Annotated in this window: 9 protein-coding genes and 2 tRNA genes; all 11 read left to right on the top strand. The window is 63.7% G+C overall.

Features of this window, described 5'->3' with window-relative positions; all coding sequences use genetic code 11:
* The first annotated feature begins 17 nt into the window (after positions 1-17).
* The 11 genes from selA to I2E45_RS04615 all read left to right on the top strand — a co-directional run bounded on the left by selA (position 18) and on the right by I2E45_RS04615 (position 13,029).
* Positions 18-1,475: an L-seryl-tRNA(Sec) selenium transferase gene (selA, locus tag I2E45_RS04665; protein ID WP_229058829.1), complete on the top strand. Its 1,458-nt coding sequence runs from the start codon at positions 18-20 to the stop codon at positions 1,473-1,475.
* Positions 1,472-3,439: a selenocysteine-specific translation elongation factor gene (selB, locus tag I2E45_RS04660; RefSeq protein ID WP_195444569.1), complete on the top strand. Its 1,968-nt coding sequence runs from the start codon at positions 1,472-1,474 to the stop codon at positions 3,437-3,439. Before selA ends, selB begins: the two co-directional genes overlap by 4 nt.
* A 36-nt stretch (positions 3,440-3,475) precedes the next feature.
* Positions 3,476-3,572 (top strand) — tRNA-Sec (locus I2E45_RS04655).
* A gap of 155 nt (positions 3,573-3,727) precedes the next feature.
* Positions 3,728-4,360, top strand: a complete 633-nt coding sequence (mobA, locus tag I2E45_RS04650) for a molybdenum cofactor guanylyltransferase (protein WP_195444567.1) — start codon at positions 3,728-3,730, stop codon at positions 4,358-4,360.
* A gap of 15 nt (positions 4,361-4,375) precedes the next feature.
* The gene (locus I2E45_RS04645) at positions 4,376-4,771 is read left to right on the top strand and encodes a DUF3343 domain-containing protein (RefSeq protein WP_195444565.1); all 396 of its coding nucleotides are present in this window, start codon (positions 4,376-4,378) and stop codon (positions 4,769-4,771) included.
* A 257-nt stretch (positions 4,772-5,028) separates the two neighbouring features.
* Entirely contained in the window at positions 5,029-6,384 is a 1,356-nt protein-coding gene (gdhA, locus tag I2E45_RS04640; protein ID WP_022095186.1) for an NADP-specific glutamate dehydrogenase, read from the top strand.
* Between the two features lie 229 nt (positions 6,385-6,613).
* On the top strand, positions 6,614-7,528 hold the full coding sequence (locus I2E45_RS04635; RefSeq protein WP_195444564.1) for an FAD binding domain-containing protein: 915 nt from the start codon (positions 6,614-6,616) through the stop codon (positions 7,526-7,528).
* Positions 7,528-10,359 (top strand): molybdopterin-dependent oxidoreductase, encoded by a 2,832-nt coding sequence (locus I2E45_RS04630; protein WP_195444561.1) that lies wholly within the window; start codon positions 7,528-7,530, stop codon positions 10,357-10,359. The genes I2E45_RS04635 and I2E45_RS04630 overlap by 1 nt, the downstream gene beginning before the upstream one ends.
* Positions 10,360-10,772: 413 nt before the next feature.
* Positions 10,773-10,856: transfer RNA gene (locus I2E45_RS04625), tRNA-Leu, on the top strand.
* Between the two features lie 88 nt (positions 10,857-10,944).
* Positions 10,945-12,246: a trigger factor gene (tig, locus tag I2E45_RS04620; protein WP_271742167.1), complete on the top strand. Its 1,302-nt coding sequence runs from the start codon at positions 10,945-10,947 to the stop codon at positions 12,244-12,246.
* 162 nt (positions 12,247-12,408) lie between these two features.
* A complete protein-coding gene (locus I2E45_RS04615; protein ID WP_022095182.1) occupies positions 12,409-13,029 on the top strand; it encodes an ATP-dependent Clp protease proteolytic subunit in 621 nt (206 codons plus the stop codon).

Raw genomic sequence — 13,029 nt, 5'->3', positions numbered from 1 at the left:
TTTTTGAAAGGTCGCACATGAGCGATAGCCAGAACATGTCCGATGAGGTGCGCGCCCGCCTGCGTGCCATTCCCTCCGTCAACGAGCTGCTTGCCGAGTGGCCGGTCGTGAAGGCGGCGGGGGAGACGTGCGACGCGGTAGTCCATGCCGCCGTTACGGCCGAGCTCGACGAGGAGCGCGCCGCCATTCGCGCCGGTGCCGCCCCGCGTTCCAAGCGCGAGCTGGCCTCGGCCATCGAGTGGCGTGCGCACCGCTCTGCGCTGCCGAGCCTGCGTCCCGCCGTCAACGCCACGGGTGTGGTTATCCATACCAACTTGGGTCGCGCCCCGCTCGCGGAATCAGCTGCCAAAGCCGTGGCCGAGGTCGCGCGCGGGTATAGCACGCTCGAGTACAGCGTCGACACCTGTTCGCGCGGGTCGCGCAAGGAGCACGCCGCGCAGCCGATCCGCTCACTCACCGGTGCCGAGGACGCGCTCGTGGTCAACAACAATGCCGCCGCTGTGCTGCTGGTGCTGGCGACCCATGCCGCAGGCAAAGAGGTCATCGTCAGCCGCGGCGAGCTTGTCGAGATCGGCGGCAGCTTCCGCATCCCCGATGTCATGGCGGCTTCGGGCGCCAAACTCGTCGAGGTCGGCGCCACCAACCGCACGCACCTGGCTGATTATGAGCAAGCCATCACGCCCGATACGGCGATGATCCTTAAGGTCCATCCTTCCAACTATCGCATCGAGGGTTTTCACGAAGAGGTGGGCTCTCGGGAGCTTGCCGCCCTGGCCCACAAGCATGGCCTGCTGTTCTACGAGGACCAGGGCTCGGGCGCGCTGTTGCCCGACGACATCTTGGTGCGCGGCGGCGAAGAAACCACGCCGGCTTCGGTTTCGGCAGGGCTCGATATCGTGTCGTGCTCGGGTGATAAGCTGCTAGGCGCCGCGCAGGCGGGCATTATCATGGGCCGTCGCGATCTGGTCCAGGCCTGCGGGTCGCATCCGCTTATGCGTGCCCTGCGCCCGGGCAAGCTCGCACTCGCGGCGCTCGAGGCTACACTGCGCATTTACATGGATGGGGCGGATGTGGCCCATCGTGAGGTGCCGGTGCTCAACATGCTCACGCTTCCGCAGGCTCATCTGGAGCGTCGCGCACGCAAGCTGCGCGAGCTGATGGTGGCGGGCTTCGATAAGGCTGGCTGCCCGTGTGCCGTGCAGGTGGAAATCGTCGAGGAGTCGTCGACTCCCGGCGGCGGCTCGCTGCCTACCGTCGAGTTGCCCACCATGTGCGTTGCCGTGCGTCTTGTCGATGAGCGTCTTTCCGTTGACGCACTCAAGCGCTCGCTCGTCCAAGATTTCGACACTCCGGTCGTCACACGAACCTCGCACGATCGCATTTTGTTTGACGTCCGTACGCTCGTGGGCGACCGCGATATCGAGACAGCGGCATCGACGCTCATTGCGTGCGTTAAGAAGGCGATTGCTCGATGAGTGAGGTTCAGGCGCTGGTGGAGTGTCCCGTTATCGTTGGCACGGCGGGTCACGTCGACCACGGTAAGTCGGCACTGATCGAGGCGCTGACCGGCAAGAATCCCGATCGCCTGGAGGTCGAGCGTCGCCGGGGCATGACGGTGGAGCTGGGCTTTGGCGAACTGGCACTGCCGAGCGGCAAGATCGTTGGCCTTGTCGACGTGCCGGGCCACGCGCATTACCTGCGCGCTATGGTACAGGGTGCGACAGGCATCGACGTTGCCGTGCTGGTGGTTTCGGCCGTTGAGGGCGTGATGCCGCAGACTCGCGAGCACGTGCATGTGCTGGAGCTGCTGGGCGTTACGCATATGGTGGTCGCGCTGACCATGTGCGACCTGGCCGATGCCGAGATGTTCGAGCTTGCCGAGCTCGATGTCGATGACTTTTTGTCGGGTACCGTGTTTGCGGGTGCGCCGATTGTGCCCGTGTCGTCCAAGACCGGCGCGGGAATCGACGGGCTGCTTGCGGTGCTCGACGAGCAGGTAAGTGCCTGCTGGGATGCCTGCCGCGACCGTGCCGAGCGCACCGATGCCGCGCCGCGCCTGCCGATTGACCGCTGCTTTACGATTAAGGGCGTCGGCACTGTCGTTACGGGAACGCTGCACGATGCGCCGGTTGCGGTGGGCGACGAGCTGATGGCTTTGCCGTCGCGTACGGTCTGTCGCGTGCGCGGGATTCAGGTGCATGGCGATACGCCGCGCGCGCTGCCTGGTCAGCGTGTGGCGCTCAACCTAGTTGGTGACGGTGTCGCGGCGCTTGACCGTGGCGAGATGCTGGGCGTGGCGGACCGCTTTGGCCAGACGTTGCGCTTTATGATGACGTTCACCTACCTGGGCCGCGAGGGCACCAAGCCGCGCGTGCTCGAGTCGGGCGCGCGTGTGCATGTGATGGCGGGTACAGCCGAGGTTGTCGGCCGCATCATGCTTTTGGAGGGTGAGGCCCCCATTGCGGTGGGCGAGACCCGTACCGTGCAGGTGCGCTTGGAGGAGCCGCTGCCGCTGCGAGCCGGAGACCATGCTGTGGTGCTGTCGTATTCGCCCGTCATGCTCATTGGCGGCGGGCGCGTGCTGCTTTCGCGCTGCCGTCGCTCGCGCGAGCTTTCTGCCGGCGAGCGCGCACTGTTTGCGGCGCTTGAGTCCGGCGATACCGCGGGCGGTGTGGGCGCTTGGCTGGCGCTGCAGATGCTGCCGGTTACGGCGGTTGATGTTGCCGACGCTTTGGATCTTGGTGTCGGCGAGGCCGATGCCGCACTGCGCGGATTGGTGGCGCAGGGCTCTGTTCGCAAGCTTGCTGTGGGTGATGCGGACTACTTGGCGGACGCCGTGGTGCTCGACGCTGCGATGGATGCACTGGCGGCGACCCTGTCAGCCATGCACGCGGCGGCCCCCAAGGAAACGGGCTTTACGCCCGGCGCCGTTGCCCATGCTGCGTGGCCTGCCGCTGATGATGGCGTTGCCGCGGCTCTGATTGCCGAGGGCTGCTCGCGTGGCGTGTGTGCCGCCGAGGGTGCCGAGGTATTCGACCCGCACTCCGCTGCCGCCGCGGCGCGTGTGGTGCGCGAGGCCTGCGAACGTATCGTTGCCTTGCTGGACGAAGCCGGCCTCGATGCACCGATATTGCCCGAGGTGGGCGAGCAGTTGCAGCTCGATCGCGACACCATGACGCGTGCCCTGCGCGAGCTCTCGCTCAATCGCTCGATCGTTAAGGTCGAGCGCGACGTTGCCCTGTCCGCTGCCGCCGAGGCCCATGCGCGCGAGCTTGTTGCCGCCGCCATTGAGGCAGCCGGCGGTGCTGCCACCACGAGCGTACTGCGCGAGGCCCTGGGTGTGTCGCGCAAACGTGCCATCAGCATCTTGGAGCACCTGGATGCCGTGCGCTTTACGGTGCTCGACAAGGACGCCGGCGGCCTGAGGTCCCTGCGCTAGATTGGCTGCTCGGTTTGGTAAAATACAGCCGCACTTGGGAACGGATGGGCTCCGGTGGGCTCCGCGGTCCTCAAAACCGTTGCGAGGCGTGCAAAACGTCTTGGATGTGTTCGATTCACATACGTTCCCGCCATACGCTACCAGCGCTTTTGTGCTCGCGGTCTTGCTGCGTGCCGCAAAGGCGCTGTTTTGTTTTTGCACAGGTTTGCCGTGCCGCCCGCTTTATCGGCGACGGTATTTGGCTTCGTGTGTCGGGTTTTGAGCATGCCGATGGGGGTGGTTTGCCGTATGACTACCGTAAGACGGGCCGATCTTTCTTGTGTCGTCCAGGCGGGCGGGCTGTCCTCGCGCATGGGCTGCGATAAGGCGCGCATGACGTTTTGCGGCGAACCGCTCATCGAGCGCGTGCTGGGTCGGCTGGCGACAGTTGCCGGCGAGTTGGTCGTGACGACTTCGCGCCCCAGCGAGCTTGCCTATCTTGAGGAGCGCACGTTTGGCGGTCTGGTGCCGCGTGTGGTGGCGGACCTTGAAGGCTCGGCGGGCGCCATGCGCGGCATCGCGAGCTCGTTGGTCGCGGCCCGATTGCCGCTCGTGGCGATTGTCGCCTGCGATATGCCGTTTGTCTCGCCGGAACTCATCGGCGCGCTTGCCGATCGTGTTGAGGCCGAGGCGCTCGACGTGTGCGTGCCGCGCGAGGAGCGGGGGATTGAGCCGCTGTGCGCCGTCTGGCGCCGTGACGCTTGTGCGCCGGTTGCCCAAGAGCTGCTCTCCTGCGACCGACAGCGCATTCGCTGCCTGATCAATCGCGTTCAGGCCGGTTATATGGATGAGCCGCAGATCGTCAAGGCCGCGGGCTCGACGCTCTGTTTCGAAAACGTCAATACGCCCGAGGAGTTTGCGGCGGCCGAGTTACTCGCCTAGACGATTGGAGTTGCGATGTCTCACGATATTTGTCCCGACACGGGAGAACCTTGTACTTGCGACGGGTCCGAACCCTGTACCTGCGGCTGCGGTGGCTGTGGACATACTGCGGAAGAGGAAGCGGCCGCCGCGGCGTATCGTGAGGCACACCGCGAAGGCCCGTCCGGTGATGCCCTCGACCACGAGCGCAAGATCATCGTTTCGTTCGATAGCACCTTCGATGTGATGGAATGCGAACAGCTGTGCCTTGCCGCCGGTGTGCCCGGGCGCATCATGCCGCTGCCCGGCTCCATCACCGCCGGCTGTGCGCTTTGCTGGGTCATGCCGTTTTCCGGCGATGCGCTCGCCGCCTTCCGCGCCGCCACCGAGGGCCGCATAACCCCCGCCGACTACCATCAGCTCGTTCTCTAACCACCAGCACCACCACAAAGGTGCCTGTCCCCAATGTGGTGGTTTGGAACATGTAGACGAAACAGCTTCGAAACACGCGATTTGTACGTAGGGTGCTAAAAAACGCTTCTACCTGCACCGTAATCAAAACGAAACATCCGCTCGTCGGCTTATGCGAAACTTTGCTGCAACAGTGCGATATTATCCATACTCGATAAAATTCGCGGCACATAGGGTGCCGCGACCAACATTTTTCATTTCCCATCATTGGAGGAAGCATGAGCTACACGCAGAAAGTTCTCGAAGAGCTCAAGGCCCGCTATCCCGAGCAGCCTGAGTTCATCCAGGCCGCGACCGAGATCCTCGGCACCATCCAGCCGGCGCTCGACGCCCATCCCGAGTACGAGGAGGCCGCCCTGCTGGAGCGCCTCGTCGAGCCCGAGCGCATCGTTATGTTCCGTGTTCCCTGGGTCGACGACCAGGGCAAGGTTCAGGTCAACCGCGGCTATCGCGTCGAGTTCAACTCTGCCATCGGACCCTACAAGGGCGGCCTGCGCTTTAACCCGACGGTTACTCTGGGTATGCTCAAGTTCCTGGGTCTGGAGCAGATCCTTAAGAACAGCCTGACCACCCTTCCCATGGGCGGCGGCAAGGGCGGCTCCGACTTTGACCCCAAGGGCAAGTCCAACAACGAGATCATGCACTTCTGCCAGTCCTTCATGACCGAGCTCTATCGCCACATCGGCCCCAACACCGACGTTCCCGCCGGCGACCTGGGCGTTGGCGGCCGCGAGGTTGCCTACCTGTTCGGTCAGTACAAGCGCCTGACCAACGAGTGGACCGGCGTCCTTACCGGCAAGGGCCTCTCCTTTGGCGGCTCGCTCGCCCGTACCGAGGCTACCGGCTACGGTCTGGCCTACTTTGTGGACGAGTACCTCAAGAGCCGCGGCGACTCCTTCGAGGGCAAGAACGTCGTCGTTCACGGCTCCGGTAACGTCGCCATCTACGCCGTCCAGAAGGTTTCCCAGCTCGGCGGCAAGGTGCTCGCCTGCTCCGACACCCACGGCTGGGTCGAGGATCCCGACGGCATCGACTACACCGTGCTCGAGCACGTCTACAACAAGAAGCGCTCCGGCCACGACAAGGGCGTTACGCTCGCTATGTACGTTGACGAGAAGCCCAACGCCGTGTGGCACGAGGGCGACGGCCGCGGCGTGTGGCAGCTGCCCTGCGATATCGCGCTGCCCTGCGCTCGCGAGAACACGCTGCTGCTCGAGGACGCCCAGGCACTCGTCGCCAACGGCTGCAAGGTGGTCGGCGAGGGCGCGAACATGCCCACGACCATCGAGGCTACGACCTACTTCCAGGAGAACGGCGTCGCCTTTATGCCCGGTAAGGCTGCCAACGCCGGCGGCGTGCTCGTGTCCGGCCTGGAGATGAGCCAGAATGCCGAGCACCTGTCCTGGACCTTCGAGGAGGTCGACGGCAAGCTCGAGCAGCTCATGCGCGGCATGTTCCACAACGTGGACGACACCGCCAAGGAGTACGGCCAGGAGGGCAACTTTGTCATGGGCGCAAACATCGCCGGTTTCCTGAAGGTCGCCGATGCCATGCTCGCCCAGGGCGTCTGCTAAATCTTCGCTCGACATAGCATGTGATGAGGCTCCCAGCTATCTGGCTGGGAGCCTTTTCTATCCCGGAGGACTCCTCATAACTTGCGGTGATATACGGACTGTTTTGCGTTCCAGAACGGCTAATCAGTCCGTATATCACCGCAAGTTATGTATGGGTGGGTGGATTTTGTCCTAAAACGGCGTGCGGCCCCTCGTTTGGTACACTTAAACGTACTGGACAAGTGGAGAGATGGGGGAGAACGTGCTCAAGTTCGGTACCTACGTCCGTGTTGGAAACGCGGCCGAAGCCTATGAGCTCTTACAGAAGAACCGCAACAACAAGATTGTGGGTGGCGGCATCTGGATGCGCCTGGGTTCGCGTCGCGTGGCGACGGCGATTGACCTTTCGGCCTGCGGACTCGATCAGATCGAGGAGACCGAGACCGAGTTTCGCATCGGCGCCATGTGTACCCTGCGCCAGCTCGAGCGTCATGCCGAGCTCAACGCGCTTGTCAACAATGTCTTTGAGTTCGCCGTCCACGATATCGTGGGTGTGCAGCTGCGCAATACCGCCACGGTGGGCGGCAGCATTTACGGCCGCTTTGGCTTCTCGGACGTTCTCTCCGCCTTCCTCGCGCTCGATTCCTATGTTGAGCTGACGGGCGCCGGCTGCGTGCCGCTCGCGGAGTTCGTGCGGATGGGCTACGTGCGCGACGTGATCGAGCACGTTGTGGTCGTCAAGCACGATTACCGTGCGAGCTACGAGGCCGTGCGCAAGGCCGCGACCGACTTCCCCTCCTTAAACGTCACCGCTGCCTGGTGGGACAACAGCTGGCATGTCACCGTGGGTGCCCGCCCGCTGCGCGCGACCTTGCTGCAGGGCGAGGCAAGTGGCCTGGTGAACGAGCAGCCTTCCGAGGACGAGCTGCGCGCCCTGGCAGCATCCGTGCGTGCCCTGAGCTACGGCACCAACATGTGGGGCTCGGCTGACTATCGCCGCCGCATCTCGGCCCCGCTCGCCGTCCAGGCCGTGCGCCGCGCCGCCGGCATCGAGCTTTCGGCCGCGCTTGCCCGCGAGCTCGAGGGCGTGCAGATTCCTAAGTTTGCCACGGACGAGTATTCCTGCCGCCGCGTGCCCGGCGTCGATTCTAGCGAGGTGCGCTAATGGCTGCCAAACTCATCGATCTTTCCTTTACGCTCAACGGCCGCAAGGTCAAGGTTCAGATTGCCCCCGATACCATGCTCTTCTCGTTGCTGCGCGAGCAGGGCTGTGCGTCGGTGCGCTGCGCCTGCGAGACCACCAACTGCGGTCTGTGCACGGTGTGGCTCGACGGCGACCCGGTGCTGAGCTGCTCGGTTCCCGCCGCGCGCGTCGAGGGTCGCTCCGTCACCACGCTCGAGGGCCTCAAGGCCGAGTCCGAGGCGCTTGCCCGTGCGATGGCTGCCGAAGGCGCCGAGCAGTGCGGTTTTTGCGCCCCCGGCCTCATTATGAACGTGCTGGCGCTTGCCCGCGCCGCCAAGGAGGACCCGAGCCTCGTCGCTTCACGCGAGGAGCTCTCGCGCCAGCTCGCTGGCAACCTCTGCCGTTGCAGCGGCTACGAGAGCCAGCTGCGCGCCATCGTGCGCTTCTTCAACGAGTTCGGCGTGCAGGTGGGCTTCGAGATGCCCGAGCTGCCGGTCAACGACACCAGCTGCGACGGTGTCTCCTACAAGCAGATCACTCACAAGCAGCCCAAGAAGGACTCGAAGGCCCTGCTCGAGGGGCGTCCCGTCTACACGGGCGACTTGGTGCCCGCCGGCGCCCTGATCGTCAAGCTCAAGCGCAGCCCGTATGCCCGCGCCAAGATCCGCTCCATCGATACGTCGCGCGCCCTGAAGGTGCCCGGCGTCGTGGGGGTCTACACCTATGAGGACGTGCCCCAGCGCCGCTTTACCATCGCTGGCCAGAGCTATCCGCAGCCGAGTCCCTACGACCGCCTAATTCTCGAGAACCTCGTCCGTTACCAAAACGAGGAGGTGGCGATCGTCGCCGCCGAGACCGAGGAGGCTGCCAACAAGGCGCTCAAGCTCATCAAGGTCGACTACGAGGTGCTCGAGCCCCTGCTCGACTTTACCCAGGCACTCGATAACGACATCGTGGTCCACCCCGAGGGCGACGTGACCTTTATGTTCCCGCAGGGCGGCGACGTGTCCCGCAACCTGGTGTGCAGCGGTACCAGCGATTTTGGCGACCTTGACGAGGCGTTCGCCCAGAGTGACATCGTCTTTGAGCGCACCTACACCAGCCAGTCCACGCAGACCGCGCCCATGGAAACTTTCCGCGCCTTCGCGACGACCGACGCGTTCGGCCGCATCTCGGTGACCACCTCGACGCAGGTACCCTTCCACGTGCGCCGCATGGTCGCGCAGTCGCTCGACATCCCACAGTCGCAGGTGCAGGTCATTAAGCCGCGCATCGGCGGCGGCTTTGGCTCCAAGCAGACGGGCTGCTGCGAGATCTTCGTGGCGTTCGTCACCCAGCAGACCGGCCGTCCGAGCTATTGCTGCTACACCCGAGAGGAGACCATCACCGCGGGCAACTCGCGCCATCAGATGCAGATGACCGTTAAGCTGGGCGCCATGAACGACGGCACCATCACGGCCATCGACCTGCATACGTTGTCCAACGCCGGCGCCTATGGCGAGCATGCCACCACGACGATCGGCCTCTCGGGCCACAAGAGCCTGCCCATCTACAACCACGTGAAGGCGAGCCGCTTTAGCTGGGATGCCGTCTACACCAACACCAACCGCGGCGGCGCGTATCGCGGCTACGGTGCCACCCAGGGCCAGTTTGCCGTGGAGAGCGCTGTCAACGAACTCGCCGACATGCTGCACATGGATCCCGCCGACCTGCGCCTTAAGAACATCGTGCACGAGGGCGAGACCATGCCGCAGTACTACAACGAGAAGCTCAACGCCTGTGCGCTCGACCGCTGCCTGCTGCGCGCGATGGACATGATCGGCTGGCGCGACAAGCCGCTGGCCGTCGACCTGGGCGACCGCGTGCGTGCTCTGGGCTGTGCGCTCACCATGCAGGGATCGGGCATTTCCAACGTGGATATCGCCGGCATCGACATGCGCCTTGAAGAGGACGGCTTCATTACCATCGGCACTGGCGCCACCGATAACGGCATGGGCGTCGACACGATCCTGGCGCAGATTGCCGCCGAGGAGCTGGGCGTGGAGAGCTCACTTATCGTGGTGCGCGGCGTAGACACTGATGTGTCGCCGTTTGACGCCGGCTCGTACGCGAGCTCGGGTACGTACGTGACGGGCCTTGCCGCTAAGAACGCCGCGGCCGAGCTGCGCGAGAATATTTGCGCCAAGGCCGCCCAGATGTGGGACGTGGACGCCGCCGATGTGGTCTTCGATGGCCAGTACGTGCGCCTGTCCGACGAGCGCGCCGCGCGCGAGCAGAACCGCTACCTCACGTTGCGCGACTTTGCCAACCTGTGCGTCAAGAACATCGCGGGCGGCGACGCGCTCACCTCGCATGCTTCTGCCTGCCTGCCCGTTTCGCCCCCGCCGTTTATGGCCGGCATTGCCGAGGTCGAGGTCGATAAGGCTACTGGCAAGGTGACCGTGGTGGACTACGCGGCGGCCGTGGACTGCGGCACCGTGATCAACGAGGCACTCGCGCGCGTCCAGGCCGAGGGCGGCATTGCCCAGGGTATCGGCCACGCGCTCTACGAGATCGTCGAGCACGATGATCGCGGCCGCCTGCGCACCGGTAACTTTATGAGCTACAAGCTGCCCACGCGCCTGGATATCGGCAGCATTCGCGTGGCCTTTGAGCCGAGCTACGAGCCGACGGGTCCGTTTGGTGCCAAGTCGATCGGCGAGGTCGTCATCAACACACCGCTCGCCGCCGTTGCCTCGGCCGTGGCGCACGCCACCGGCCACCAGGTTCGCTCGCTGCCGATCACGCCCGAGAAGGCCCTGCTAGGGGAGTAGACGAGCAGACCGCCGCTCTTTGTCTAGCCCGGGGAAACTGCAGCCCACTTTTCGACCGAATTGTGGGCTGCAGTTTCCGTTTGAGGCCCTCGGCGGAAAGTGCATCCCGGAATAGGGGCTCAAAACGGGTTGCAGTTTCCGGTTGATGGCTATAGCGGAAATCGTGTCCCATTCCGAGGCCCCAAACCGGGACACGCTTTCCGGCACATGGCCAGCACCGCCAGACTGCCGAGTCGCACCGAAGTTGCGGTGGAATAGTTCCTGTTTTGGAGGACTGGAGCCCCAAACAGGAACTATTCCACCGCAACTTATGAGATGGGATGCCTTGCGCTCGTGGTGAGGTCGTGAGCCTGTAAAACGTGTGCGTGCGCTTGCCGTTCGTATCTGCTATCATTCCTAGTCTGTGCGCTCATGCGGGCGTGGCGGAATTGGTAGACGCGCCAGATTTAGGTTCTGGTGGGATTCCCGTGAAGGTTCGAGTCCTTTCGCCCGCACCAACGCACCTGCGTCGGCTCCTGCCGTCGCGACTCTTTGTTGCATAAAGGTACCAGCACCTCAGATAAGCTGGGCAGTATGAGGAGGAACGTGTTGAACATCACCGCTTCTGACGTCAAGGACGCCAAGCTCACCGCTACGGTCACCATCCCGGCCGCCGACGTCGACGCCGCGATCAAGAAGGCCTACAAGGACACCGCCAAGAAGTACCGCTTCCCGGGCTTCCGCGCCGGTAAGGCTCCCCGTCCGGTCATCGACTCTGCTCTTGGCGCCGAGGCTACCCTCGCTCAGGCCACCAACGACCTGATTGCCGCCAACGAGCCCGTCGTCCTCAACGAGCTGGACATCGTCCCCACCAAGAACGGTGACTACAAGGAGCTCGACCTCGCCAAGGATCACGAGGACTACACCTACACCGTCGAGTTCTCCCTGCGTCCTGCCGCTGAGCTTTCCTCCTTCGACGCCGTTGAGATCGAGATGCCTCCCGCAGAGGTCACCGAGTCCGAGATCAACAACCAGGTCGAGATGCTCCTCAACTACCGTGCCACCTTCGAGGACGTTGAGGGTCGCGCCGTCGAGGCTGACGACTATGTGACCGTCGATCTCAAGGCTGTCGAGAACGCCGACAACTTCGCCGCCGAGGGCCGCATGCTCATCGCCGGTAGCGACAGCAACCCCAAGGAGTTCAACGAGGCCCTGATCGGCTCTAACGTTGACGACGTCAAGTCCGTCACCTGGACCGACGAGGTCGAGGAGGGCGAGGAAGCCGAGACCCACACCGTCGAGGTCACCGTCAAGGGCATCAAGGTCCGCAACACTCCCGAGCTCACCGACGAGCTCGTCAAGTCCGACTTTGGCTTTGACAGCATCGACGCTATGCGCGACGCCATCAAGATCGAGATCGAGCAGGACAAGGCTTCCCGCCTGCCGGCCGAGAAGGAGAACCGTTGCGTCTCCGCTCTCGCTGAGCGCCTGCAGCTCGACGAGATGGACGCCGACTACGAGCAGTCCGTCTTTGAGGAGCTTGGCCAGAACTTCCTGTCCAACCTCGCTGCCCGCGGCATGACGCTGGACACCTGGCTGCCCGCTTCCGGCCTGACCATGGAGCAGTTCATCGGCGACCTGCACAAGCAGGCCAACGACGTTGCCCGTGAGTCCCTGGCGCTCGACGCCCTCGCCCGTGAGCTCAAGATTGAGGTCACCGAGGACGACATCAACGCCGAGTTCGAGAAGGCCGGCGTCAAGGACGTCGAGGCTTCCAAGGCCGAGTTCATCGCCGATGGCCGCATGCCTGCCGTCCGCGAGTCCATCCGTCGCTCCAAGGCTGTCGATCACCTGGTCGAGAACGCCAAGGTGACCGAGGTCGACGAGACCGCCAAGGACGCTGAGTAATTCTCGCCACCTTTCCCGCGAGCGCATGGATGCGCCTGTGATGGGGTAAAGTTATAAGCCGGTTATCCGGTTGCTTCGTACGGTGCCAGCCAATGCATAGCATGCGGGCACCGTACGTTTGTCTAGAACCACTATTGGTCCGTAAGAGAAATGGAGATGCGTATGATCGCTAAGTTCGATTCCGCCCTCGTGCCATACGTTATCGAGCAGACGCCGCGCGGCGAGCGCAGCTACGATATCTATTCGCGCCTGCTCAACGACCGCATCATCTTCTTGGGCGAGGAGATCAACTCCGTCAGCGCCAACCTGGTCGTTGCCCAGCTGCTGCATCTTGAGAGCCAGGATGCCGAGAAGGATATCTCGCTCTACATCAATTCGCCCGGCGGCGAGGTCTACTCCGGCCTGGCGATTCTGGACACCATGAACTTCATTAAGCCGCAGGTTTCCACCATCTGCGTCGGTATGGCCGCGTCCATGGCCGCCGTGCTGCTTTCGGCCGGCGCCAAGGGCAAGCGCTTCTGCCTGCCGCACTCCAAGGTCATGATTCACCAGCCCAGTGGCGGTGCCCAGGGCCAGCAGACCGAGATCGAGATCGTGGCCGAAGAGATCAAGAAGACTCGTCGCGAGCTCAACCAGATCCTGTCCGACGCCTCGGGCCAGCCCATCGAGAAGGTCCAGGCCGACACCGAGCGCGACAACTACCTGACCGCTGCCGAGGCCCTCGACTACGGCCTGATCGACCGTATCGTTACCTCGCGCGATCTTGCCGCGAAGGACGCCTAG

The organism is Collinsella aerofaciens (assembly GCF_015555045.1).
GTDB lineage: Bacteria > Actinomycetota > Coriobacteriia > Coriobacteriales > Coriobacteriaceae > Collinsella > Collinsella aerofaciens_W.
This window is presented reverse-complemented; position numbering and strand designations above follow the sequence as displayed.

Coding starts and splice junctions, on each gene's coding strand:
- selA (WP_229058829.1), top strand. CDS start 18: ATGAGCGATAGCCAGAACATGTCCGATGAGGTGCGCGCCCGCCTGCGT.
- selB (WP_195444569.1), top strand. CDS start 1,472: ATGAGTGAGGTTCAGGCGCTGGTGGAGTGTCCCGTTATCGTTGGCACG.
- mobA (WP_195444567.1), top strand. CDS start 3,728: ATGACTACCGTAAGACGGGCCGATCTTTCTTGTGTCGTCCAGGCGGGC.
- I2E45_RS04645 (WP_195444565.1), top strand. CDS start 4,376: ATGTCTCACGATATTTGTCCCGACACGGGAGAACCTTGTACTTGCGAC.
- gdhA (WP_022095186.1), top strand. CDS start 5,029: ATGAGCTACACGCAGAAAGTTCTCGAAGAGCTCAAGGCCCGCTATCCC.
- I2E45_RS04635 (WP_195444564.1), top strand. CDS start 6,614: ATGGGGGAGAACGTGCTCAAGTTCGGTACCTACGTCCGTGTTGGAAAC.
- I2E45_RS04630 (WP_195444561.1), top strand. CDS start 7,528: ATGGCTGCCAAACTCATCGATCTTTCCTTTACGCTCAACGGCCGCAAG.
- I2E45_RS04615 (WP_022095182.1), top strand. CDS start 12,409: ATGATCGCTAAGTTCGATTCCGCCCTCGTGCCATACGTTATCGAGCAG.